The sequence below is a fragment of the Paenibacillus hodogayensis genome (assembly GCF_039536325.1).
GTDB classification, from domain to species: Bacteria; Bacillota; Bacilli; order Paenibacillales; family NBRC-103111; genus Paenibacillus_AB; species Paenibacillus_AB hodogayensis.
In genome coordinates, this window is sequence record NZ_BAAAYO010000006.1 from 585,549 (window position 1) to 609,024 (window position 23,476).

General features: G+C 58.0%; 23 protein-coding genes and 1 riboswitch. Of the genes, 1 reads left to right on the forward strand and 22 read right to left on the reverse strand.

All coding sequences use genetic code 11. The annotated features are described in order from the left end of the window. Window positions 1-47 precede the first annotated feature (47 nt). The 6 genes from scpB to ribD all read right to left on the reverse strand — a co-directional run bounded on the left by scpB (window position 48) and on the right by ribD (window position 5,059). Entirely contained in the window at window positions 48-656 is a 609-nt protein-coding gene (gene scpB, locus ABD796_RS13770) for an SMC-Scp complex subunit ScpB (RefSeq protein WP_344908679.1), read from the reverse strand. Beyond that, entirely contained in the window at window positions 625-1,407 is a 783-nt protein-coding gene (locus tag ABD796_RS13775; protein ID WP_344908680.1) for a segregation and condensation protein A, read from the reverse strand. The genes scpB and ABD796_RS13775 overlap by 32 nt, the downstream gene beginning before the upstream one ends. A gap of 47 nt (window positions 1,408-1,454) precedes the next feature. After that, window positions 1,455-1,922, reverse strand: a complete 468-nt coding sequence (ribH, locus tag ABD796_RS13780; protein ID WP_344908681.1) for a 6,7-dimethyl-8-ribityllumazine synthase — start codon at window positions 1,920-1,922, stop codon at window positions 1,455-1,457. 52 nt (window positions 1,923-1,974) lie between these two features. Then, complete coding sequence (locus ABD796_RS13785; protein WP_344908682.1) at window positions 1,975-3,207, reverse strand: bifunctional 3,4-dihydroxy-2-butanone-4-phosphate synthase/GTP cyclohydrolase II; 1,233 nt, start codon at window positions 3,205-3,207, stop codon at window positions 1,975-1,977. Window positions 3,208-3,275: 68 nt separating this feature from the next. Then, a complete protein-coding gene (gene ribE / locus ABD796_RS13790; protein WP_344908683.1) occupies window positions 3,276-3,947 on the reverse strand; it encodes a riboflavin synthase in 672 nt (223 codons plus the stop codon). Beyond that, on the reverse strand, window positions 3,929-5,059 hold the full coding sequence (gene ribD / locus ABD796_RS13795) for a bifunctional diaminohydroxyphosphoribosylaminopyrimidine deaminase/5-amino-6-(5-phosphoribosylamino)uracil reductase RibD (protein ID WP_344908684.1): 1,131 nt from the start codon (window positions 5,057-5,059) through the stop codon (window positions 3,929-3,931). Before ribD ends, ribE begins: the two co-directional genes overlap by 19 nt. Window positions 5,060-5,462: 403 nt before the next feature. Further along, window positions 5,463-5,645: riboswitch (FMN riboswitch) on the reverse strand. A gap of 163 nt (window positions 5,646-5,808) precedes the next feature. On the opposite strand from ribD, the gene ABD796_RS13800 reads away from it, so the two are divergent. Continuing rightward, window positions 5,809-6,249 (forward strand): peptidylprolyl isomerase, encoded by a 441-nt coding sequence (locus ABD796_RS13800; protein ID WP_344908685.1) that lies wholly within the window; start codon window positions 5,809-5,811, stop codon window positions 6,247-6,249. Window positions 6,250-6,361: 112 nt separating this feature from the next. Here the strand turns inward: ABD796_RS13800 and ABD796_RS13805 are convergent, their stop codons facing one another. The 16 genes from ABD796_RS13805 to xerD form a co-directional block, all read right to left on the reverse strand. Further along, on the reverse strand, window positions 6,362-7,558 hold the full coding sequence (locus ABD796_RS13805) for an MFS transporter (RefSeq protein ID WP_344908686.1): 1,197 nt from the start codon (window positions 7,556-7,558) through the stop codon (window positions 6,362-6,364). 103 nt (window positions 7,559-7,661) lie between these two features. After that, complete coding sequence (gene lysA, locus ABD796_RS13810; protein ID WP_344908687.1) at window positions 7,662-8,996, reverse strand: diaminopimelate decarboxylase; 1,335 nt, start codon at window positions 8,994-8,996, stop codon at window positions 7,662-7,664. 252 nt (window positions 8,997-9,248) lie between these two features. Next, window positions 9,249-10,823: a spore germination protein gene (locus tag ABD796_RS13815; protein ID WP_344908688.1), complete on the reverse strand. Its 1,575-nt coding sequence runs from the start codon at window positions 10,821-10,823 to the stop codon at window positions 9,249-9,251. Window positions 10,824-10,881: 58 nt separating this feature from the next. Next, window positions 10,882-11,307: a stage V sporulation protein AB gene (locus tag ABD796_RS13820; protein WP_344908689.1), complete on the reverse strand. Its 426-nt coding sequence runs from the start codon at window positions 11,305-11,307 to the stop codon at window positions 10,882-10,884. Next, window positions 11,304-12,026, reverse strand: coding sequence for a stage V sporulation protein AA (locus tag ABD796_RS13825; RefSeq protein ID WP_344908690.1), 723 nt, complete (start codon window positions 12,024-12,026; stop codon window positions 11,304-11,306). Before ABD796_RS13825 ends, ABD796_RS13820 begins: the two co-directional genes overlap by 4 nt. 208 nt (window positions 12,027-12,234) lie before the next feature. Further along, entirely contained in the window at window positions 12,235-12,990 is a 756-nt protein-coding gene (sigF, locus tag ABD796_RS13830; RefSeq protein WP_344908691.1) for an RNA polymerase sporulation sigma factor SigF, read from the reverse strand. 12 nt (window positions 12,991-13,002) lie between these two features. Beyond that, the gene (gene spoIIAB, locus ABD796_RS13835; protein WP_344908692.1) at window positions 13,003-13,449 is read right to left on the reverse strand and encodes an anti-sigma F factor; all 447 of its coding nucleotides are present in this window, start codon (window positions 13,447-13,449) and stop codon (window positions 13,003-13,005) included. After that, on the reverse strand, window positions 13,446-13,799 hold the full coding sequence (gene spoIIAA / locus ABD796_RS13840) for an anti-sigma F factor antagonist (protein ID WP_344908693.1): 354 nt from the start codon (window positions 13,797-13,799) through the stop codon (window positions 13,446-13,448). Before spoIIAA ends, spoIIAB begins: the two co-directional genes overlap by 4 nt. A gap of 218 nt (window positions 13,800-14,017) precedes the next feature. After that, entirely contained in the window at window positions 14,018-15,229 is a 1,212-nt protein-coding gene (locus tag ABD796_RS13845; protein ID WP_344908694.1) for a D-alanyl-D-alanine carboxypeptidase family protein, read from the reverse strand. A gap of 136 nt (window positions 15,230-15,365) precedes the next feature. Further along, on the reverse strand, window positions 15,366-16,406 hold the full coding sequence (gene fni, locus ABD796_RS13850; RefSeq protein WP_344908695.1) for a type 2 isopentenyl-diphosphate Delta-isomerase: 1,041 nt from the start codon (window positions 16,404-16,406) through the stop codon (window positions 15,366-15,368). A 136-nt stretch (window positions 16,407-16,542) separates the two neighbouring features. Then, on the reverse strand, window positions 16,543-17,832 hold the full coding sequence (locus ABD796_RS13855) for an ABC transporter substrate-binding protein (RefSeq protein WP_344908696.1): 1,290 nt from the start codon (window positions 17,830-17,832) through the stop codon (window positions 16,543-16,545). A gap of 247 nt (window positions 17,833-18,079) precedes the next feature. After that, window positions 18,080-19,381 (reverse strand): pyrimidine-nucleoside phosphorylase, encoded by a 1,302-nt coding sequence (locus ABD796_RS13860; RefSeq protein ID WP_344908697.1) that lies wholly within the window; start codon window positions 19,379-19,381, stop codon window positions 18,080-18,082. 64 nt (window positions 19,382-19,445) lie between these two features. After that, window positions 19,446-20,297, reverse strand: a complete 852-nt coding sequence (locus ABD796_RS13865; protein ID WP_344908698.1) for a purine-nucleoside phosphorylase — start codon at window positions 20,295-20,297, stop codon at window positions 19,446-19,448. Window positions 20,298-20,351: 54 nt separating this feature from the next. Beyond that, window positions 20,352-21,179, reverse strand: coding sequence for a purine-nucleoside phosphorylase (locus ABD796_RS13870; protein ID WP_344908699.1), 828 nt, complete (start codon window positions 21,177-21,179; stop codon window positions 20,352-20,354). 15 nt (window positions 21,180-21,194) lie between these two features. Further along, the gene (deoB, locus tag ABD796_RS13875) at window positions 21,195-22,427 is read right to left on the reverse strand and encodes a phosphopentomutase (RefSeq protein WP_344908700.1); all 1,233 of its coding nucleotides are present in this window, start codon (window positions 22,425-22,427) and stop codon (window positions 21,195-21,197) included. Window positions 22,428-22,533: 106 nt separating this feature from the next. Continuing rightward, a complete protein-coding gene (gene xerD / locus ABD796_RS13880) occupies window positions 22,534-23,433 on the reverse strand; it encodes a site-specific tyrosine recombinase XerD (RefSeq protein WP_344908701.1) in 900 nt (299 codons plus the stop codon). Window positions 23,434-23,476 lie beyond the last annotated feature (43 nt).

Here is a 23,476-nt window from a genome sequence, read left to right on the forward strand (position 1 = left end):
GCCTGTCAAAGTTTAGTATGACCTGTAGTCTTTCCTCTATACACCGCTTACCCGTTGTCCGGAACGTCGTCGATCGTCAGCTGCTGTCCTTCCAGCTTCTCGAACAGCATCCTGGTTTCTTCCTCGAGATCGTCGGGATTTTGCAGCAGCGACGCTTCGGGAAGCTCATGCAAACCGGCCAGACCGAAATAATCGAGAAACGGCTTGGTCGTGCCGTACAAAATCGGACGACCGATCGCCTCGGCGCGGCCGACCTCCAGAATAAGGTTTTTGGCCGTAAGCGTCTGCAACGCCCGGTCCGCCTTCACGCCGCGAATTTGCTCGATCTCCACGCGCGTGATCGGCTGCTTGTACGCGACGATAGCCAGCGTTTCCAGCGCCGCCTGGGACAGGCTAGAGCGGGTCGGGGACTGCGCCAGCTTCTCGAAGTAGGGCGCATGCTGCGGAAGCGTCGTCAACTGGAAAGCGCCGGCGATTTCCACAATCTGTACGCCCCGCTCGAGGCGCTGGAACTCCTCCGCCATTTGCTTGAGCAGCCCGCTGATTTCATGCGGCTGCAGATCGATGACGTCGGCGATCTGCTTTGCGTCGAGACCTTCGTCCCCCGCGGCGAACAGCAGCCCTTCAATCACCGATTGGATCTGACGGTAGTTCAACCCGAATTCCCCCCTCCCTTTGCTGGATCACGATATCGTCGAACAGCCGCTGCTGGAAGCAAACGATTTGTTTCGTTTTCATCAATTCGAGCAAAGCCATGAATGTCACGACGACTTCCTCGCGGTTCATCTCATAATCGAACAGCTTGGAGAACAGCAGCTTGCCGCCGCGCTTATCGAGCAGCGTGAGCACCTCGCCCATCCGCTCCTTGACCGAAATTTCATCCCGGCGAATTTTGGCCACGGTATTGCGGGACTTGGCTTTGCGCAACGCCCTCTGAAAAGCGATGACCAGATCGGCCACGTCAAGCCCTTCCACCGGATTGACCTCCACCTCGCGCACGAACGGCGTCAAATCTTCCGGCTCGCGGGTAAAGACGAGACTGCGGGCAAGTTCCTTGTCCCGCAGTTCCTCGGCAATCGCTTTATACTTACGGTATTCGAGCAGCTTCTGTACAAGCTCGGCGCGCGGATCGAAGCTGTCGTCCTCGAAAAAGAGGTCGTCCACCTCGACGGGGGGCGGCTTGGGCAGCAGAAGCTGGCTTTTGATCGCCAGCAGCGTCGCCGCCATGACGAGAAACTCGCTCGTCACTTCCAGCTCCAGCTCCTGCATCGCCCCCAACACGTCCATGTACTGCTCGGTAATGTCGCTGATCGGGATGTTGTATATGTCGATTTCCGCCTTATCGATCAGGTGAAGCAACAGATCAAGAGGACCTTCGAACGTTTCCAATTTGTAATGCGGCTTCATTCCGGTCCACCTTTACGTTAGACGAATACATGCTTACCCGAAACGGCTTAGCGCGCCAGCTGCTTCGTCAGGTTGGCCATCTCGATGGCCGTAACGGCCGCCTCCCAGCCTTTGTTGCCGGCTTTCGTGCCGGCGCGTTCGATCGCCTGCTCGATCGAATCGGTGGTCAACACGCCGAACACGGTCGGCACGCCGGTTTTCAGACCGATCGCCGCCACGCCTTTGGCCGCCTCGTTGCACACGTAGTCAAAATGCGGGGTCGAGCCGCGGATAACCGCTCCAAGCGTCACGACGGCGTCGTACTTGCCGCTTTCCGCCAGCTTCTGGGCGATCAACGGGATTTCGAACGCTCCGGGAACCCAGGCGATGTCGATTTCTTCTTCTTTGGCGCCGTGCCGTTTGAAAGCGTCGAGCGCGCCGCCGAGCAGCTTGGATGTAATGAATTCGTTAAAACGGCCGACTACGATTCCGTAGCGGTATCCTTCGGATATGAGATTGCCTTCAAAGTTTGCCATATGGGTTCAAGCTCCTTATATTTAAGTAGTATGATCGGAGGAGGCCTCTTCGTCAAATGCCCGTGCCGCCCTCGTGTTCGAAATTAAGCAAATGGCCGAGCTTCTCCTGCTTCGTGTGCAAATAAACGCGGTTGTCGTCGTTTGCTTCCATCTGGATCGGCACGCGTTCCACAATTTCCAGCCCGTATCCTTCGAGACCGCGGATTTTGCGCGGGTTGTTCGTGAGCAGGCGAATTTTGCTGATGCCCAGATCCTTCAAAATTTGCGCTCCGATGCCGTAATCGCGAAGGTCGGGAGCAAACCCTAATTTTATATTCGCGTCCACGGTGTCATATCCCTGCTCTTGAAGCACATAAGCCTTCAATTTATTGATCAGGCCGATGCCCCGGCCCTCTTGGCGCAAATAGACGAGCACGCCGTTGCCGACCTCGTTGATCTGCTCCAGCGCGGCAGCCAGCTGCGGACCGCAGTCGCAGCGGTGCGAATGGAACACGTCGCCGGTCAGGCATTCCGAATGCATGCGGACAAGCACCGGCTGGTCCGGGTCGATCTTGCCTTTGACCAAGGCGACATGCTCCTGGTTATTCACCTCGTTGGAATAGGCGATCGCCGCGAACATCCCGAAATCGGTCGGCAGCTTGATCTCCACCTCGCGTTTGACGAGCTTCTCCTTCTCGTTGCGGTAATGGATCAGATCCTTGATCGTGACCATCTTCAGCTCGTGCTTCTCGGCGATCTCCGCCAAGTCCGTCACCCTCGCCATCGTGCCGTCTTCCTTGATCACCTCGCAGATGACCGCAGCCGGATAAGAGCCGCACATGCGAGCCAGATCGACCGCCGCTTCGGTATGTCCGGTCCGGCGCAGCACGCCGCCCTTCTTGGCGATCAGCGGGAAGATATGCCCCGGCCGGCGGAAATCCTCCGGACGCGTCGCCGGATCGATCATCGCCTTGATGGTGGCGGCGCGCTCGTAGGCGGATATGCCGGTCGACGTGCCGCTATGATCGATGGATACGGTAAACGCCGTTCCATGATAATCGGTATTCTTGGCCACCATAGGGGGCAGATCGAGCTGCTCCGCGCGTTCCTCGGTGATCGGGACGCAAACGAGTCCGCGGGCTTCCTTGATCATAAAATTAATGACGTCGGGCGAAGCCTTGTCGGCCAACGCGACGAAATCCCCTTCATTCTCGCGGTCTTCGTCGTCCACAACGATAATGACTTTGCCGAGCATCAGATCGTATATCGCTTCTTCGATCGTGTCCATTTTCACAGGCTTCTGCATAGCCTTCACCTCGTTTTCGTTACACGCCTTGATCCGAATTTTATCCCGTTATTCCTTTTAATCGATCGTTACATAAAACCGTTCTCGGCCAAAAATTCCATCGTGACGCCTCCACGGCGCCCGCCCGCCCCTTCGCCGGCCCCTCGGCCTCGGAAGGAAAGCAGCCGATCGATATATTTGCCCAGCAGGTCGTATTCGACATTGACCGGTTCGCCCGGCTGCTTATGCTGGAGCACCGTCTGGGCCAGCGTATGCGGAATGATTGAGATCGTGAAGGAGCGTTCGTCGACCGAGACGACGGTAAGGCTGATGCCGTCCACCGTGATCGACCCGTGCGGGATGACATACTTCATCGATTCTTCATTCGCGGTATCAATGCGGAACACGACGGCGTTCTCCTCCGAATGGCGGGACGCGATCGTGCCCGGTGCATCCACATGCCCCTGCACAATATGACCGCCGAAACGCCCGTTCGACGGCATGGCCCGTTCCAAGTTGACCGCGTTTCCCGGCTGCAAAAGGCGCAGCGTCGTTTTGCGGTACGTCTCGGGCATGACGTCCACGGTAAAGGAGCTTGCATCGAAGGCGATAACGGTCAAGCATACGCCGTTGACCGAGATGCTGTCGCCCAGCTTGACGTCACCCAGCACCAGAGAGGCCTCGACCGTCAGTACCATGGCTTGTCCCTGCTTGCCGATGCGTCGCATCCGCCCCATTTCCTCTACGATTCCGGTGAACATGCTTCCTGTCTCCTTCCCGGGCTCGGGTAGCCCGTAATGCAGCAATCGTCGCCGACCCGTTCGATATCGATGCGCTCGAGCGCAATCGCATCGGCCATCCGCTCGAAGCCGTCCAGGACGAAAGCTCCCGGAGCCCCGGCTCCGCCGACGATTTTCGGAGCGAGGAACAGCACGACCTTGTCGACCAGCCCGGCGGACAGCATGGCCCCGTTCAGCTTGCCTCCGCCTTCCAGCAAGATCGAACCGATCTCCCGTTCCGTCAAAATCGCCATCGCCTTGCGCAGATCGACCTGCGGGCCGTCTGAGCATTTGATAACCTCCACGCCGAGAGCGTTCAGCCGCAGCATCTGCTCGATCGACGCCTGATTCGTCGTCAGCACTATCGTTTTGGCCGACGTATCTTTGACGAGACGGGACTCCAGCGGAATGCGCAGCTTCGAGTCTACGACGAGCCGTACCGGCTGGATGGCCTCCAGCTCCAGACGGGCGGTCAGCAGCGGATCATCGGCAATCACCGTATCGACCCCAACCATGATCGCCTGGTGCCGATGCCGCAGCATGTGCACGCGGGCACGCGACGACTCGCCGCTGATCCATTTGCTGTCGCCGGTCTTGGCGGCGATTTTGCCGTCGAGCGTAGTCGCGGATTTCAGCGTCACGAACGGCAGTCCGGAGACGATGAATTTGTTGAACATTTCGTTCAGCGCGCGGGCTTCCCGCTCCAGCACCCCGACGTCGACGCGGATGCCGTGGCTGCGCAGGCGTTCTACGCCCGTCCCCGCAACTTGCGGATTCGGGTCGGTGCAGGCTACGACCACGCGCCCGACCTTCTCGGCGATCAGGCGGTCCGCGCACGGCGGCGTTCGTCCGAAGTGGCTGCACGGCTCCAGCGTGACGTAGGCCGTGGCTCCTTCCGCCTCCTTGCCCGCCATGAGCAAGGCGTGCACCTCCGCATGATGGCTGCCCCGCTGCAAATGCGCGCCAAGGCCGACAATGCGTCCTTCCTTGACGATGACGCAGCCGACGACCGGATTGATGCCCGTCTGGCCAATCGCCTTCTCGGCAAGCTGCAGCGCCAGCCTCATGTAGTATTCATCATTCAGCATTTCCAATTGTTCTCACCGCCTATACCGGAAAACATGCGGGTCCGTTCGGCCCGTTTCCGCGACCCCTCATACGGCCGTCCGGGCGGGCGGCCCCGAGTCCCCGGACGAATGCGGCAATCGCGTAATCTACTTGAACAATACGAAAGCCCCTTTACCGGTTAAAGTAAAGGGGCGGGAATACAAGGACGCCGGCAACATCTGGTGCAGCCATGCAAGCATGGCCAAATAGACGTCGCCGTAAGGGCCAAAAAAAGCATCCCGGCTGCGCACGCGCGCTCACCCGGGAGCCCGGCAGTTCCGTTTTTGCGGTACGCAAAACCGTTCCATGCCTGCCGGTTCGCAGCCAGCGCCGCCGTTCATGTGAAAAAAAACACATGTCCGGCGCGAAAATGCCGCGCACCGAAAGCCCCGATTCCTTCTCCCATCCAGACTATACTGTCGGTCCCGGAATTGCACCAGGTCCACCGGTCGAAAGTTTACTCGCGACACGGGTCACGGACTGATTCGGCCGCCAGGCGCGATACGCCTAAGCTGTGTTCTGAAAGCCGAAATCACCGCCGGTCGGGATTTGCACCCTGCCCCGAAGGAATATCGTATGATGTTCATTTGTATTGTACTGCATATTACCATAGGAAAACAATGTGTGGCAAGCAGATTTTCATGCGTTTTTGGACGGATGTCGTTTTGGCTTTGAAAAATGCGCGGATTTCCAGTACAATGAGTTAAGCTTTGGACAAGCAAGGGAGGAAATGACAATGGCAAAAAAAGGTAGCATCGAGCTGGAAAACGGCGAGAAGGTATTGATCGATTTTTATCCGGAGGAAGCGCCCAATACGGTAGCCAACTTCGAAAAGCTGGCTAACAGCGGCTTTTACAACGGTTTGACGTTCCACCGCGTCATCAAGGGCTTCGTCGCTCAAGGCGGTTGTCCTCACGGCACGGGAACCGGCGGTCCCGGCTACACGATCGATTGCGAGACGTCCACCAACGTCAGCAAGCACGAGCGCGGCACGCTCTCGATGGCCCATGCGGGCAAAAACACTGGCGGCAGCCAGTTCTTCATCTGCTATCAGCCGCAGCCGCATCTGGACGGCGGTCATACCGTGTTCGGCAAAGTCGTCAAAGGGATGGAATTTATCGACGCAACCAAGCAAGGTGACAAGATGAAAGAAGTTAAGGTGTGGGACGAAGAGTAAGCTCCGGCTTCTCCGAATCGCCTGTTCGAATAGCCCGTTGGCCTTGGATGGCCTCCGGGCTATTCGTTATGGGCTTGCGTCGCAAGATCGCGGAGCAGCCTGCATACACGCCTCAGGACGAGACGGACTTCGTCGCCTTATTGGCTTGCAGCTTGATCGTAGCCGCTGTAATGATCAGCAGCAGGCCGTTGAGTACGAACACGACGGGGATCGAGATCCAGCCGCCGATCGCCCCGCCCGCGATCGGTCCGGCCATATTGCCGAGCTGGTTGGCCGACTGGTTCAAGCTGAACGCCCTGCCGCGGAATTCGGGCGTCGTCGCCTTGACGATGAGCGCATTCAGCGAAGGGTACACGGCGGCGAAAAACAGCCCGTAGACGAAGCGCAGCGCGCCGAACCCGACGATGCTGTGGAACAAAACCTGCAGCAGATTGCCAACGCCTCCTCCTATGAGGCCGATGACGAGCGTATTGCGATAGCCGATCCGTTCCCCGATCTTGCCCCATTGAGGCGCTGCCAAAATCGTCGCGATGCCGACGGCGGAGAAAATGATTCCCGAGCTGAAGCTGGCGTCGTTATGCGATACGCCCATCTTAAGCACGTAAATGGCCAGCAGCGGCTCCAGCACCATGACTGAGCTGGTGACGATCAGCGCGATCATCAGCTGGCGCATCAGCCCCGAATTGGCCGCAGCGGCCCGCAAATCGTCAAGCACGTGCGAGCGGGGCCGGTTGCGGTCGAAATTGTCCTCCTTGACGAAGAATACGGCGACGAGCGCAGAGACGAGCACGACGGCGCCGGACAGCAGGAACGCCTCACGGTAGCCGACGAACTTGCTCATCAGCCCGCCCACAAGCGGTCCGAGAATGCTGCCTGCGGCCGAAGCGGTCGAGATGATGCCGAGGGCGTAGCCGACCTTTTTCTCCGGCGTGTTCGTGCCGATCAGCGCAATCGCCGAAGGAACGTACCCGGCCAGCAAGCCGGACAAGATGCGAACGGCGATCAGCTCGTAAGGGTTGCGCACCAAAGAGGTAAGAATATAGACTGCGCACAGCGAGAAGCCGGAGCGGATCAGCATCGGCCGGCGGCCGTATTTGTCCGAGAGAGAACCCCAGAACGGTGCGATTAACGCCCCGGCGAGAAACGTAATGCCGAAGGCGAAGCCGCTCCACAGCTCCAGATGCTTCTCCACCCCCAGATCGGTATTGATGTACAGCGATAAAAACGGAACAACCATCGAAAATGCCATTCCGCAGAAAAATACGCCTATCCATAGCACGTATAAATTGCGTTTCCAGTATTTTTCCACGACTTGCCGCACTCCTTCGGTTACAAAAAGAACAACGCCTCAGCGCTCCGATCGAAAAGTCCGATCCGGGGCGCCGGCGCCGTTCTCATGCTTGATATGCCGTTCAGCTTCTCCCTACCGGCTGCTTGCGCATCCGTTCCGGCAGAGCGTCCTTGCCAGCCACGTCCTCGAACGTTTCGCGGCGGACGACGAGGTCGGCCTCGCCGTCGCGCACGAACACGACCGCCGGACGGCGGAGCCGATTGTAGTTGCTCGCCATCGAATAATTGTACGCACCCGTGCACGATACGGCGAGCGTGTCGCCTGCACGGGTAACGGGAAGCTCCAGATCCCAGATAAGCATATCGCCGGTTTCGCAGCATTTGCCGGCCACGGATACGGTCTCCTCGTTCGGATCTTTCGCACGGTTCGCGAGCATGGCTTCGTATTTGGCGTCATACAGAGCCGGACGCGGGTTATCGGTCATGCCCCCGTCCACGGACACGTACTTGCGCACGCCTGGAATGTTCTTGGACGAGCCGATCGTGTACAGCGTCGTACCTGCGTCGCCGACGATGCTGCGGCCCGGCTCGATCCATATTTCCGGCTGCGGATACTCGTATTGGGCGAACAACGATTGGATCGAGTCGGTAATCGCCTGCACGTAGCGCGCAAGCGGCAGCGGGCTGTCCTCTTCGACATAGCGGATGCCGAAGCCGCCGCCCAGATTGATGACGGCAAACGTTACGCTCAGCTCGCGGCGAACGTCCTGGGCAAACTCGGCAACCCGTTCCGCGGCAAGGCGAAAGCCGTCGACTTCGAAAATTTGCGATCCGATATGGGAATGAACGCCCAAAATGTTCACGTTCTGCATGGACGCCGCTTCGCGGATCGCCTCAAAGGCCGAGCCGTTGCCGATATCGAAGCCGAATTTCGTATCGGTTTGACCGGTCGAAATAAATTCGTGCGTGTGCGCCTCGACGCCCGGAGTGACGCGGAACAGCACATTGATAACCGCTCCTTTGTCCTTGGCGGTTTCATTCAACAGATGCAGCTCCATGAAATTGTCGACGACGATACAGCCGATCTTCGCATCGAGCGCCATCTCGATTTCCTCGGGGGTTTTGTTGTTGCCGTGAAAATGAATGCGCTCCGGCGGGAATCCGGCCCGCAGGGCGGTATACAGCTCGCCGTCGGAGACGACGTCCAGCGACAGCCCTTCCTCCTCGGCGATCCGGCACATGGCCATGACGCAAAACGCCTTGCTCGCGTAAGCCACTTGAAACGGCAGTCCGGTGGCGCGAAACGCTTCGACGAACTCCCGGCAGCGGCGGCGAATCAGTTCCTCGTCGAATACGTACAGCGGAGTGCCGAACTGGGCGGTCAGTTCCGCCGTATCGCATCCTCCGATTTCCAATCTCCCGGCCGCGTTAATTTGACTCGTTCCGTGCAAATACATGATTACGTTCCTCTTTCCTTCGTTCGATATCGTGGTTGGCATTAGCAAGCTTTCTTCTAAAGTACCACAGCGCTGTTGTATTGACAATACGGGCTATACACCAGTCTGCGCAGGCGAAGGCCTGCCGCGCCTTTCCTCAATGGCCCCCGGACGGCCCGGCAGCTCGGCGGCAGGCAGCCAAACAAGCCCGCTCCAAGGGCGGGCTTGCCGGTACTGCACAGCCTCTCGCTGCTTTGAACGGCCGATAAGCATTCATTCCGGCTGTCTGCGGCGGTCCACCGCATTCGTGATGCTCGGACGCATTTTGGAAGCCAGAATCGGCCGGCGAAACAAGATCGACAGCATCGCCTTTCCGTTGAACGGAATGAACGGCCACATATATGGCGTATTGTAGGAACGATTGATGGACAGAGCAACCAGCCATATCGTGATGCCGATGACGAAGCCCGGAATCTGGAACGCGGCTACCAGAATAAGCAGCCCCATCCGGACGAGACGGTTCGCGAGTCCAAGCTCGTAGCTCGGGGTGGCGAACATGCCGACTGCGGCAATCGCCATATACATAATGACCTCATTGATAAACAGTCCGGTTTTCACGGCGATGTCGCCGACCAGAATGGCCGCAACAAGCCCCATGGCCACCGAAAGCGGCGAAGGCGTATGAACGGCGGCCAGCCGCATCAAATCGACGCCCAGCTCCACCAGTAAAAACTGGATCAGAATCGGCAGCTCTCCTTGCTTCTGCGGTCCGAGAAAGGCGAGTCCCGCCGGCTTCAGCTCGGGATGCTTCACCATCAGAAACCACAGAGGCAGCAAAAACAACGAAGCGAATATCCCGATAAACCGCACCCAACGCAAGTAGCTGCCCACAAAAGGCGTCTGCCGGTACTCCTCGACATGCTGCACCAGATGAAAAAAAGTCGTCGGCAGGATCATCACGCTCGGCGAAGTATCTGCGAACAAAATAACGTGCCCTTCCAGCATATGCGAGGCGACGACATCGGGACGCTCCGAATAACGGACCGACGGATACGGGTTCCAGCCTTTGCCGATAATCGCCTCCTCGAGCTGTTTGTCCCCAAGCGGAATGCCGTCGATCTCCACCTGATTGATCTTGTCGCGCAGCGATTCGACCAAGGTCGGGTCGGCAATGTCGCCGATATAGCCGATGCATACGTCCGTCTTCGTCCGCAAGCCTACGGTCAGCAGCTCCAGCTTCAGCCGTGGATCGCGGATGCGCCTCCGGACCAGGCTCACATTGGTCATCAACGTCTCCACAAAGCCGTCGCGCGAGCCGCGGACTACCCTTTCCAAATCCGGCTCTTCGATCGAACGGACCGGGAACGTTTTGGCATCTATAACCAAAGCGGCGGATTCATGATCGATAAACAGCACCGTGGAGCCCATCAGCGCGAACTGGACCGCCTTGTCGAACTCCTTTTCCGGTACAACCTGAATGTGCGACACATACCGGTTCATCAGCGCGGCCAGAGCATTCGGAGCAAGCTGTTCCCGGTCGAGCAGCGACAGGCGGGCAATAATATCGGTCAGTACCGTGTCCTTGGCAAATCCGTTGACGAAGAAGAAAGCGGTCTTCTTCATTCCGAACTCCATCTCGCGGAACACGAGGTCGAAGCTGACGCCCAGGCCGACCTTTTCCTTCAGTGCCCGCTCGATCTCACCGATCGAACGGGGAATCTCCTTCATTTCCTTCAAACCGAGCTCTTCGTCAGTCAGCAGCTCGTTGGCGTCGATGTTCCCATCGTTCTTGCGTCTGCGCCGTACGGTCAGCTTGCCTCGGGGCTGATCTTTCATATCCGTATCCATTCGCATCCCTCCTTGGATCGTGTAAGTTCATTTGAAACCATGCGATTCGGCAAGCCCGTCAAGCGTGATACACGATCCAATCGAACAGCGAGCCGATCACCTTCCCGAGCACCATCGCCATCAGCAGCCAGACGATGTACCCGCCAAGCCCGAGACGCTTGGCCATGATCGGCAGCACGTTCAGCACTTCGGTCAGCGCTCCGGCCAGCATGCCGACGAAGCAGCCGGCCAGCAGTCCGATCAGAATCGCAGCGACCGGAGTCAGCGTCACCCGCCAATCGAAGAAATAGGCGAACGTCCAGAACAACACCCCCGTGACCATCGCTCCTTCGAACCAGTGCACTCGGTCGAACGAACGGGTCATCTGCGCCAGCCTCGGCACAATATCGAGCACGATCAGGAACGAAACCATCCCCCCGCCGACCGCCAAGCCTCCCGCCAAGCCGATGACCGCCGCCGAGACGATTCCGAACAGGCCGATCATGGCCGTCGCCCTTCTTCCTGCGAAGCTTCAGTCGGTCTCGGAGCCGCAGACGATTCCGCCGCGCTTCCCTTGTCCTCACCGGGTGTCAACGTTCCCGACGGAACGCTTGCCATTTTCTGATATTCTTCGGTGATGACGTACTGGTTCAAGCTCTGCTGGTATGTGAACAGCTCCACCTCCAGTGGACTCGGCTCCTCGGTGAACCGTTTTTTGAACAGCTGGTTGAAAAACAGCACCATGCCGGCTCCCAGACCAAGCGAATACGGAATTTGCAGCCAATACGGATGCTCCACCCATTCACCCGTTACCATCTCGTAGATGCGCTGATGCACCTCCATCATGCTTACGTCCTCGTGAAAATTCATGATAGCCAACCCGGAGCCGATGAACAGCAGCAGCCAAACGACTGCAAGCGCAAGCCGATTCGGCCGCTTCGGCTTCGTTTCGATATCGATCAGCACGTGCGGATCGCCGAAATATTCGATCTTGATGTGCGGCGCGACGCTGCGAATCGTCCGGACGATGTGCATCATGTCGATCAGCACGATGTTGCCGTCGCGCTCCGACGGTTTCACAAGCGGCAGCTCCATCAGCGTCCGCTCCATGTCCGGCTCGGTCAACAGCTGCGCGACGCGCCCCAGCGTCACAGTTTGCCCCGGAGGAATCGTAGCCCGCTTGCGCAATCGTATGTATACGGTCGGAGTGAACGCGTGACTCATGGAATCACTCCCTTCATTTGTGTCATTTGGTGTAGTATGCGGAGTGCGGCAAGCGGATAGTCGCCCTATTTTTTGGCAAACGGCTCCAATCCATGCTCAACGCAAAAAAACGACCGTCTCCCGCCCCTAAGGGCCGAAAACGGTCGGTGTTTCGTCTGTATTCGATGCCGGCGCGGCTCCCGCCCGTAGCTTGGACGTAAACTGACGCTCATTGGGCGATCTGCTCGCGGATTGATTGCAATATTTTTTTCTCCAGCCGGGATACTTGCACCTGGGAAATGCCGAGCCGGCTGGCCACCTCCGACTGCGTCTGATCGCGGAAGTACCGCAGGTAGACGATCAGCCTCTCCCGCTCCGACAAGGCGCTGATCGCCTCATTGAGAGCCAGCTTGTCGAACCACTTTTCCTGGCTTTCGTCGGCAATCTGATCCATCAGAGTAATCGGGTCCCCGTCGTTCTCGAATACGGTCTCATGAATCGACGAAGGCGGCTTGTTGGCCTCCTGCGCGAACACGACGTCTTCGGGCGTAATGCCGAGATCGTCTGCCACTTCCTTGATCGTGGGCATCCGGCCGAGCCGCTTGGACAGTTCGTCCTTCTTCTTGCGCACCTTGTTCGCCAGTTCTTTGAGCGAACGGCTGACTTTGACGGTACCGTCGTCGCGTAAAAAACGCTGGATTTCCCCGATAATCATCGGAACCGCATAGGTGGAAAATTTAACGTCATAGGACAGGTCGAATTTGTCTACCGATTTCAGCAATCCGATGCACCCGATCTGAAACAAATCTTCAGGCTCGTAGCCTCGGTTCAGAAACCGTTGAACGACCGACCAGACGAGGCGAATGTTGCAATTGACGAGCGTCTCGCGCGCGATGGTATCCCCGGATTGGCTCAGAGCGATAAGCCGTTTCACTTCACTATCGTCCAGGTACGTGTGCGAGGCATGTTTCAAATCGACATCCATATCGCAAAACCCCTAGTTAAAAAGCGCTTTTTTTGATTCGATTTGCTTGACCATTACGACCTTCGTCCCTTGGCCGGGCTCGGATACGACATCCACCTCGTCCATAAAGTTTTCGATGATCGTGAACCCCATCCCGGACCGCTCCAATTCGGGTTTCGAGGTGTACAGCGGCTGGCGAGCCAGCTCCAAATCTTCTATGCCTTTGCCTTGATCCTCGACGGTCAGAAAAAAGCGGTCTCCCTCGATTTTCGCGGTAATCTCGATTTCCTGGTCGCTGGCGTTGTCATATCCGTGAATAATCGCATTCGTTACCGCTTCGGATACGACCGTCTTGATATCGGTCAGCTCTTCCATCGTCGGATCGAGCTGGGAAACGAACGCGGCAACGACAACGCGCGCGAACGATTCGTTCTCGGATATACTGGCAAAGCGAAGCTGCATGTGATTGTTCCGGCTCATGACACCACCTCCAAGCTGGATAAAGCAAGTCTCTCATTATCTTGAATGGACAAAATCTTGAACAGTCCGGACATCTCAAATAAACGATAGACCGCCGGATTGACATCGCACACGACCATTTTGCCGCCTCTTGCCGTAATGAGCTTATATCGGCCGAGAATGACGCCGAGCCCCGAGCTGTCCATGAAACTCAACTCTTTCATACTGAGCACGACATGGTTGACGTCGCCCCGCAAAATCGCCTCTTCCATTTTCACTTTCACGGCATCGGCGGTATGATGATCGAGTTCCCCCTTTAATCGGACGATCAGCGTTCTCCGGTGATGCTCCAATTCAATGTGCAAACTCAAGGCAGGCTCACTTCCTTTCGCGTTGTGCCTATGATTTCTACGAAATGGACGTATATTCCTGCATGGCGACAAAACTAGAAGAAAACTGCTAAAAAGAGGTGATTCCTGATCATTTTCAACAACTTACGGTCATTTTTCGCGAAAATTCGTCAATCTCTCCGCAAACCGGCTATTCCCGGATACCGCCGAGGCATCCGGGAACGACCGGGTCATACGCGTCAATCCGCCATGAATAAGCGCATCGACGTTCTCTTGAACAGCTTCCACCAGCCGGCTTTGTTTATCTCTGTCGGAGATTCGACAGGGAATTCGCTAATGACCGTGTCCCCTCTGTAGACTATCAGCTTGCCGAGCGACTGTCCGTAGGCAATCGGCGCTTTCAACGCCGGAAGCTGCAGCTCGTAGCGGATATTTTCGACGGAATCGCCTTTTTTGAGCAGAACGCTGTACTGGTGCTTGGCCGTAAGCTGCAGATCGCGCTGCTCGCCCTTCTCGACGCGGACCGTGCCGATCACGTCTCCGGTTTTGAAAATAGGGTGGCTCATATATTGCGAGAATGCGTAGTCGAACATCTTCGTCACTTCGGCGTTGCGCGTCTTCGTATTCGGCTCGCCGAGTACGACGGCGATAATCCGGAAGTTATCCCGCTTGGCCGTAGCCGACAGGCAAAACTTCGCTTCGCTCGTATACCCCGTCTTCAAACCGTCCGCCCCGTCGTAAAAACGGACCAGTTTATTCGTATTGACGAGCCAAAACGGCTTCTCGGAGTCTTTACGGAGGTAGTCCTGGTATTGGCCGGTATATTTCGTAATTCCTTCATGCTTCAACAGCTCTCGGGACATCAGCGCGATATCGTAGGCCGAAGTGTAATGGTTTTCTGCGGGAAGCCCGTTTACGTTGACGAAATGGGTGTTCTCCATGCCGAGCTGCTTCGCCCTGGCGTTCATCATGCCGACGAACGCTTCCTCCGTGCCGGCAATTTTCTCGGCCATTGCGACGGATGCGTCGTTGCCCGAAGCCATGGCAATGCCTTTGAGCATTTCGTCGACGGTCATCTCTTCGCCGGGCTCGAGAAAGATTTGCGATCCGCCCATGGAAGCGGCGTATTCGCTCGTACGTACCTTCTCGTCCAGTTTGATTTTGCCCTGATCCAATGCTTCCATCACGAGCAGCATCGTCATAATTTTCGTGATACTTGCGGGAGGCAGCTTCTGATTATGGTTTTTCTCGAACAAAATCGTTCCGGTATCGGCATCGAGCAACACCGCCGAGCCGGCGCTTGGAGCCAGATCGACTTGCGGAGCGGACTCCTGGGCTTTGCCCGATTTATCCTGGGCTTTACCGGTTTTATCGTCCGCGAAGGCCGCAGGCATGACGAGCGAGAAGACGAGCGCGGCGCATAGTAGGCTGGCAAATCCTCGTTTGAACATGAAATTGAACCCCTCCTGATCCATGGTTGAAACGTGTTCCATGCGAATTGGCTGCAAGTATGGAATCGCTTCTAACCAGTGTTGCCAAAAAAGGGGAAAAATAAACAAAAAAGACCGCCAAAGGCGGCCTTTCTCCTTATACGGAACGTGTCTCCAGCAGCGTTGTCGCACGGAGCCGTTCCAAGCTGTCGGCGCCGATGCCGAACATCGCGGCGCGCAGCTCGAATTCGATACGGGCGAGCACCAGCGCGGCCCGCTCCGCCGATTCGACGGCGGGTCCGAGCAGCGAGCGGCCGAAGCCGGCGACGTCCGCGCCAAGCGCAATCGCCTTGGCGGCGTCGACTCCCGTGGCCAGCCCGCCGCTTGCGACAAGCGTGCAGCCCGGCGCCGACTCGCGGGCTTCGACCAAACATTGCGCAGTGGAAATGCCCCAGTCCGCAAAGGCGTCCGCCGCCGCCCGTCGAACCGGATCGGTCAAACGGAACTTCTCCACTTGACTCCACGACGTCCCTCCCGCGCCGGCCACGTCCACGAAAGCGACTCCGGCGTCGGCGAGACGGCGAGTCGTCTCTCCGCCGATGCCCCAGCCGACCTCCTTGACGCCGACCGGCACCGGAAGCGTCCGGCACAGAAAGCCGATCCGCTCCAGCAGCCCTTTAAAATTCGTATTGCCCTCCGGCTGAAACAGCTCCTGCATGCCGTTCAGATGAAGTACGAGCGCGTCGGCTTCCGCCAGCTCCACGGCGCGCAGACACTCTTCCGCCCCATAGCCGTAGTTAAGCTGCACGGCCCCGATATTGGCGATCAGTGGGATGGTCGGGGCCACATCGCGCACCCGGAACGTCCGGGCCAGCTCCGGCCGCTCCACAGCCGCCCGGACGGAGCCGATTCCCATCGCCCAGCCACGATGCTCGGCAGCCTCGGCCAAACGGCGGTTGATCGCCAGCGCCTCCTCCGTCCCGCCCGTCATCGAACTGATCAAAAGCGGCGCTCGCAGCCGCTTGCCAAGCCATTCCCCGGTCGTGTCGATCTCCGCGAAGTCGATTTCCGGCAGCGCCTGGTGACGGAAACGGTATCGCCCGAAGCCGGCTCCTTCCGAGCGGCTCTCGACATCCTCCTCCAGACATATCCGAATATGCTCCGCCTTGCGGCGTTCCGTGCTTATCTCTGCTTCCATGCCGATTCCCCCTGCGTCTCCCATTGCCTGATTGCCCCGCATGCATAGCGGGGCGGATACCCACTACTATACAGCAATCCGTACCGGTTGACAAAATCGGGGAGGAATCGTTCGGCCGAGTCCGGACGCCTCAGCCCTACTTGTTGGCTTCGATATCTTTGTTGAACGCTTCCTCGGCGCGGCGAATCGCGCTGTTGACGTCCAGCTCTCCGTCGATGACGCTTTTGACGGCGGCGGTCAGATGCGGAGTCGCAAATTTATCGTACTTCGTCGGCGGGAAGGGAGGTGCGAACTTGCTATTGAAGACGGCCTTAATGTTTTTGCCCTGCATCGATTTCATGTTCATGCCGTACTTGTTTTTGATCTGCTCATTATTGAGGGAGGTGAAGCGGCCATGCTCAGTAATCAGGTTTTGATTCGCTTCGCTCGTCAGCAAGTTGATCACCTCGAACGCCTCTTCCTTATGCTTGCTCAATGCCGATACGAGCAGGAAGTGTCCGGACGAGGCCAGACTCGTATTTGGCCGCTCCGTGTAGCTTGGGAACTGCGTAATGTCCCAGTTGAACTGGCTTGGCGTACCTTGCAGCTTCTCTAGAGCGGCAAAGCGGGCATCATACGTCGGAATCATTGCCAATGTTTGCGTTTTCAAAAAATGGTCCAACGTCGCGCCCTTATTGCCCGGAATTTCATTAACGGCTTTGATCAGCTGAAATACTTTGTTCCATCCGTCCGAATTGATCGCCGCCTTATTCGTCGTCGCATTGACGTAAGGAAGCGAGAGCTGCGTGATCAGGTCGCCGATGCCGGGAATCATAATCCCTTTGTATTCGACGCCACCGGCCGTGCGAGAGAAGTTTTTGGCCAAATTGACCGTCTCGTCCCAGGTCATGCCTTCCTTCGGATAGGTGACCCCGAACATGTCGAAGATATCCTTGTTGTAGAACAAAGCAAGGAAGTTCAATGAGAATGGAACCGCATACATTCCTTCGTTGCCCCCATACACACGAGATGTCTCCATCGCCGCCGGATCGAACTTGCCGATATCCATCTTGTAGGTCTTGATCAGGCTCGTCATGTCGTAGGCTGTCCCGAGCTCCCTGTGAATCTTGATCTGAGGGTAAGTCGTGAACATAAAGTCCGGAAAGCTTCCCCCCGATATCAAATTGCTCAGACCGTCGGCGCCTTTGGTGTTCCTTACTATCTGAACGGTAATGTGCGGGTACTTGGCTTTGACCGGGGCTGCGATCATCGTCTCGAACTCCTCGTCGGAGATGGTTGCGCCGTCCTGCAGCATGGTCAGCGTCATAGGCTCGCTTGGCTTGACTACTTCCTCCTGTACCTGGGGTGCTTGACTGCCGCTACTTGCACAAGCGGTCGTGATAACCAAAATCAAACTGGCCATCAGCAGCGAATGCGATTTTGCCATAATAAGATCCTCCCCTATTCAGTTACGCTGGAAATGTAATCGGTTTCTTTTCTGAAGTATATCACGCAAAAAATCGAAACGTCAATAAAAATTCTCATATATGAAACTATTTCATGTTAATGAATCTATGAGACTGAGTTCGATGCCCCGCAGCACCAAAAAACCGCGTTCGGCAAGAACGCGGTTTGATCAACCAGATACTTTCTTAACATCGCAACGGAACCGTCAAAACCTCCGCTCCAACAGCCTAGCCGATCACTTTATGCACGATCGGCACAGGCGCGGGACGGTCCGCCCCGATGACGTAGGCGGCAACCAAACGTCCGATCGACTCCTGGTTGTTCTCGCTGTTGCTGTGAATGACAGCCAGCACGTCGCCGTAGCGCACCGCATCGCCCGTCTTTTTCAGCAAGGAAACCCCGGCTGCATAGTCGATCGCATCCTCCTTGCGGGCGCGGCCGGCTCCGAGCAGCATCGCGGCGACGCCTACGCTTTCCGCATCGATCGCCTGCACGAAGCCTTCCTGCTCCGCCCGCACCTTTACCTGGTAACGGGCTTGCGGCAGCAGTCCGGGATCGTCGACAATGCCGCCCTCGCCGCCCTGCGCCTCGATAAACGTCCGGAACGTGCGAAGCGCCTCGCCGGAAGCGAGCAATCCGTTCAAGGCGCCGTACGCGGCAGCGTAATCGGCGTACACCCCTCCGGCGACCGCCATATGGGCGCCAAGATTCAGGCATAGCTCGGTCAGTCTAGCGTCTCCCTCGCCCTTCAGCACGGCGATCGCCTCGCGCACCTCGTTGGCATTGCCAACCTCGGTTCCGAGCGGCTCGCTCATGTCGGACAGGACGGCGATCGTCTTGCGCTTCAGGCTGCTGCCGATGGACACCATCGTCGCCGCCAGCTCCTCCGCCTCGGCCATCGATTTGAGAAACGCGCCGGAGCCGACCTTAACATCGAGCACGATCGCGTCGGCGCCTGCGGCGATTTTTTTGCTCATGATCGAGGAAGCGATCAACGGCAGCGAATTGACCGTAGCCGTCACGTCGCGCAAGGCGTACAGCTTTTTGTCCGCCGGAGCCAGGTTTCCGCTCTGTCCGACAAGAGCCATCTTATGCTCGTTGACGTTGCGCACGAATTGCTCGTTCTCCAGCTCGATATGAAAGCCCGGAATCGACTCCAGCTTATCGACCGTGCCTCCCGTATGCCCGAGTCCGCGGCCCGACATCTTGGCGACCGGCACGCCTGCCGCAGCTACGAGCGGCACCACGATCAGACTCGTCTTGTCGCCGACGCCGCCGGTCGAATGCTTGTCGACCTTCGTCCCACGGATGCCGGCCAGACTGACGACATCGCCGGAGTTGACCATCGCCATTGTCAGATCGGCAATTTCCGCCGCATCCATGCCGCGGAAAAAGACCGCCATGGCAAACGCCGACATCTGGTAGTCCGGAATGTCTCCCTTCGTAAAGCCCTGCACGGCAAAATACAGCTGCTCGCGGGTCAGCCGGCCGCCGTCCCTCTTCTGCTGGATAATGTCCACCATTCTCATGACCGCTTTCCTCCCTTGCTTGCATCCCCGCGCAGCACTCGCGGCGGTTCGTTCGTCCTTCGACCTACACTTCGGCTTCGCGCACGAACGTTTTGACAAGCGCGGCGAATTTCGGCTTCGTCCGGTTCGCCACCTCCATAACCTGCTCGTGCGACAGCGGCTCCAGCTCATCGCCAACCGCCATATCGGTAATGCAGGAGATGCCGAGCACGCGCAAGCCGCAATGACGGGCGGCGGTCACTTCGGCCACGGTCGACATGCCGACCGCGTCTCCGCCCAGTCTCGCCAGCATCGTCAGCTCGGCGGGCGTCATGTAGGAAGGGCCGCTTATGCCGCAGTAGACGCCTTCCTGAAGCTCCAGCGCGTCTCCGTCGTCGCCGCGGATTTGGCTCGATATGCGATGGGCGAGCTCGCGGTACGATTTGTCGTACGCCTCGGACATGTCGGGAAAGCGCGGGCCGAGCTCGGGATCGTTTTTGCCGATCAGCGGATGATCGCCAGTCATATTGATATGGTCGCAGATCAGCATCAGATCGCCCGGACGGAAGGCGCGGTTCATGCCTCCGGCCGCGTTCGTTACAACGACCGACTGCACGCCCAGCTTGCGCATCACATACAGCGGCTTGACGACCTGGCGCATCGGGTAACCTTCATAATAATGAAAGCGGCCCTGCATGACGATGACCGTTTTCCCCTCGAGCGTTCCGACGACGAACCGCCCGGCGTGCCCCTCTACCGTCGATACCGGGAAATGCGGAACTTCACCAAAATCGATCGCTACGGCATCCTCCACTTCGTTGGCCAAATCCCCCAGCCCCGAGCCGAGAACGAGTCCGATCGAAGGAAGGCGACCGCCGATGCGGCCCCGTATAAATCCTGCCGCCTGATTGATCTGCTCTACATAGGACAATTCCATATTACACAACCTCCTGCTTTTTTCCGGTAACCGATTATGTTCGTTCCTTCGGTTTTATAATTTCGGTATGATTGCCTTCACGAGCTCGAGGAAGCTTCCCTTCACCCGTTCGGCCGTCTCCATCACTTCGGCATGCGACAACGACTGATCGAGCATGCCTGCCGCCATGTTCGTAATACATGAGATGCCAAGCACCGCTATGCCCGCATGACGGGCGGCAATAACCTCCGGCACGGTCGACATGCCGACGGCGTCGGCGCCGAGCATGCGCAGCATGCGAATTTCGGCCGGCGTTTCATAGCTCGGTCCGGTCATGGCGGCATAGACGCCCTCGCGCAGCGTCAAGCCGAGACCGGACGCCGCCTCCCGCGCCAGCTCGCGCAGTTCCGCGCTGTAGGCTTCGGACATGTCCGGGAAGCGGACGCCGAGCGAGTTCTCGTTGGGTCCGATCAGCGGATTGCGGAACATGAAATTGATATGATCGCTAATCAGCATCAGATCGCCCGGGGAGAAAGAGGCTTGAAGGCCGCCCGCCGCGTTCGTGACGAGCAGCGACTTCACGCCGAGCGCCTTCATGACGCGCACCGGGAACGATACCGCAGCCACGTCATAGCCTTCGTACAGATGAAAACGGCCTTTCATGAGAACCGTTTTTTTGCCGCCGATCGTGCCCACCAGCAGTTCGCTGGCGTGTCCCTCCACGGTCGATACCGGAAAATGCGGTATTTCCTCGTAATGAATAACCGTAACGTCCTCCATCGCATCCGCCAGGACGCCGAGACCGGAGCCGAGTATAAGACCGACCTCCGGCGAGTAAGGGATTTCCTCCTCGATGAATCCGACGGCGTCGCGGATGCGCTGTTCCATGCTAAGCTCGCTCATGCTTAACCCCCGTTCCTATAATGAAAGAAGCTCGGACAGGAAGCTGCTGCCGTAAGACGGCGCAGGCAGTCCGAAATTATCCGCCACGGTCGCCCCTAGATCGGCGAACGTGCCGCGCACGCCAAGCGACGCCCCCGCTTGAAACCGCGGGCTCCAAGCGAGCAGCGGCACGTATTCCCGCGTATGGTCCGTGCCCGTATGCGTCGGATCGTTGCCGTGATCGGCGGTAAGGAGCAGCAGGTCGTCGCGCCCGATACGGGCCATGATGTCGGGCAGACTGGCGTCGAATTCCATGAGCGCCCGGGCGTAGCCCTCGGGATCGCGCCGGTGGCCGTACAAGGAATCGAAATCGACGAGATTCGTAAACGCCAGACCGCGAAACGGCTGCTCCAGTGTGCGGATCGTCTCTTCGATGCCGTGTGCGTTGCTTTTCGTCGATACCGCCGAGGTCACCCCTTCGCCGGAATATATGTCGTTGATTTTACCGATGGCGATGCAATCCAATCCGGCTTGCGCAAGACGATTCATCACCGTTGGAGCCGGCGGCTTAACTGCATAATCGTGCCGGTTTGGCGTCCGCTTGAACGCCCCGGGCTCGCCGACGTAAGGACGGGCGATGACCCGGCCGACCGCGTACTCGTCCATCGTCAGCTCGCGAGCGATTTTACAGGCGCGGTATAGCTCCTCCAGCGGAATGACGTCCTCGTGGGCGGCCAGTTGGAATACGCTATCCGCGGACGTATAGACGATCCACGCGCCGGTGCGCATCTGCTCTTCCCCGAGCTCGTCGAGTATGTCCGTGCCCGAAGCGGGCTTGTTGCCGATAACCCGGCGGCCCGTCGCTTGTTCGAACTTGCGGACAAGCGGCTCGGGAAACCCGTCGGGGTACGTCTGGAACGGAATCTCGACGCGCAGGCCCATCAGCTCCCAATGGCCGGTCATCGTATCTTTGCCGACGGACACCTCCGTCATCTTGCCGTAAAAGGCCGCCGGCTGCGCGACCGCCGCGATATGCCGCAGCGGTTCAATGCAGCCCAAACCGAGCCGTTCCAGATGAGGCAGGCGGAAATCCGCGACTCGTTCCGCAATATGTCCGAGCGTATGGGCTCCGGCGTCGCCGAAGCCGGGGGCGTCGGGCGCTTCGCCGATGCCTACGCTGTCCAGCACGATCAGGGCAATGCGTTGAAAGGTCAAATTCGTTACCTCCGTTTCGCCGGATAAGCAGCGGATCGCTGCAATTTTACTCATTATCGCATGCCGCCCAAGTGAATGCAAAAATACCCCGGCAGGAGCCGGGGTATGCCTCGAAAGCCGCCGAAGAACCGGCAACGCGAACCGGGAGAACCCGCTTGCGCTACGTCATGGTCGCCCTCGGATGGGTGCGGTCGTACACTTCCTTCGTTCTGGACTTCGTCACGTGCGTATACACTTGAGTCGTGGAAATGTCGGCATGGCCGAGCATTTCCTGCACGGCTCTCAGATCGGCGCCGTTTTCCAGCAAATGCGTGGCGAATGAATGCCGAAGCGTATGCGGCGTAATTTCTATATCGATGCCCGCCTCCCGGGCGCGGCGCTTAATGATTTTCCAAAATCCTTGGCGGGTCAAGCGGGTGCCCAGATGATTGATGAAAAGCGCTTCCTCGCCCTTATCCTGGCGGAGCAGCTTCGGGCGTACTGACTCGTTGTATTCCTCCAGGCAAACGGCGGCAATGCGTCCCAGCGGGATAATCCGCTCTTTGGAGCCTTTGCCTGTGCAATGGATGAAGCCCATCGCGACGTTGACATCCCCCACGTTCAGCGAGATCAACTCGGACACGCGAATGCCGGTCGCATACAGCAGCTCCAGCATAGCCTTGTCGCGCATGCCCGAAGCGGACGTCGTTTCGGGAGCATCCAGCAGCAGCCCGACCTGCTCGACGGTCAGCACCTTCGGCAGCCTTTTCTCCAGCTTCGGCGTCTCCATATGCAACGAAGGATCGCTCGCCATCAGCCCCTCCTTCACCAGGAACTGGCAAAAAGCGCGAATCGAAACGATCGTGCGTGATACGGTCGCCGGAGCGCGGCCAAGCTGCTTCAGCTCGTGCAGATAGGTGGCGATATGCAGCTTGCCCATCTCCCCCAACGACTGCACGCCCTGCCGGTCGAGATGCTCGATATATTGGACCAGGTCGCGTTCGTACGATTCGAGCGTGTTGTGCGCCAATCCCCGCTCCGCGGTGAGGTAATGTATAAAGCTTTGGAGATGTCTCTTCATCGCTACTAGTCGTTCCCCCAGTGTGTCGTTCCTCTTTGTATGA

What these genes read in the sequence shown, in the direction of transcription:
- ABD796_RS13860 (WP_344908697.1), bottom strand. Translation starts at nt 19,381, where the DNA reads ATGAGAATGGTGGACATTATCCAGCAGAAGAGGGACGGCGGCCGGCTG.
- ABD796_RS13800 (WP_344908685.1), top strand. Translation starts at nt 5,809, where the DNA reads ATGGCAAAAAAAGGTAGCATCGAGCTGGAAAACGGCGAGAAGGTATTG.
- ABD796_RS13815 (WP_344908688.1), bottom strand. Translation starts at nt 10,823, where the DNA reads ATGGATACGGATATGAAAGATCAGCCCCGAGGCAAGCTGACCGTACGG.
- sigF (WP_344908691.1), bottom strand. Translation starts at nt 12,990, where the DNA reads ATGGATGTCGATTTGAAACATGCCTCGCACACGTACCTGGACGATAGT.
- xerD (WP_344908701.1), bottom strand. Translation starts at nt 23,433, where the DNA reads ATGAAGAGACATCTCCAAAGCTTTATACATTACCTCACCGCGGAGCGG.
- ABD796_RS13855 (WP_344908696.1), bottom strand. Translation starts at nt 17,832, where the DNA reads ATGGCAAAATCGCATTCGCTGCTGATGGCCAGTTTGATTTTGGTTATC.
- ABD796_RS13825 (WP_344908690.1), bottom strand. Translation starts at nt 12,026, where the DNA reads ATGAGTCACGCGTTCACTCCGACCGTATACATACGATTGCGCAAGCGG.
- ribH (WP_344908681.1), bottom strand. Translation starts at nt 1,922, where the DNA reads ATGGCAAACTTTGAAGGCAATCTCATATCCGAAGGATACCGCTACGGA.
- ABD796_RS13870 (WP_344908699.1), bottom strand. Translation starts at nt 21,179, where the DNA reads ATGAGCGAGCTTAGCATGGAACAGCGCATCCGCGACGCCGTCGGATTC.
- ABD796_RS13775 (WP_344908680.1), bottom strand. Translation starts at nt 1,407, where the DNA reads ATGAAGCCGCATTACAAATTGGAAACGTTCGAAGGTCCTCTTGATCTG.
- fni (WP_344908695.1), bottom strand. Translation starts at nt 16,406, where the DNA reads ATGGAAGCAGAGATAAGCACGGAACGCCGCAAGGCGGAGCATATTCGG.
- spoIIAB (WP_344908692.1), bottom strand. Translation starts at nt 13,449, where the DNA reads ATGAGCCGGAACAATCACATGCAGCTTCGCTTTGCCAGTATATCCGAG.
- ABD796_RS13820 (WP_344908689.1), bottom strand. Translation starts at nt 11,307, where the DNA reads ATGATCGGCCTGTTCGGAATCGTCTCGGCGGCGGTCATCGGCTTGGCG.
- deoB (WP_344908700.1), bottom strand. Translation starts at nt 22,427, where the DNA reads ATGAGTAAAATTGCAGCGATCCGCTGCTTATCCGGCGAAACGGAGGTA.
- ribE (WP_344908683.1), bottom strand. Translation starts at nt 3,947, where the DNA reads ATGTTCACCGGAATCGTAGAGGAAATGGGGCGGATGCGACGCATCGGC.
- ABD796_RS13845 (WP_344908694.1), bottom strand. Translation starts at nt 15,229, where the DNA reads ATGTTCAAACGAGGATTTGCCAGCCTACTATGCGCCGCGCTCGTCTTC.
- ABD796_RS13865 (WP_344908698.1), bottom strand. Translation starts at nt 20,297, where the DNA reads ATGGAATTGTCCTATGTAGAGCAGATCAATCAGGCGGCAGGATTTATA.
- ABD796_RS13785 (WP_344908682.1), bottom strand. Translation starts at nt 3,207, where the DNA reads ATGCAGAAGCCTGTGAAAATGGACACGATCGAAGAAGCGATATACGAT.
- lysA (WP_344908687.1), bottom strand. Translation starts at nt 8,996, where the DNA reads ATGTATTTGCACGGAACGAGTCAAATTAACGCGGCCGGGAGATTGGAA.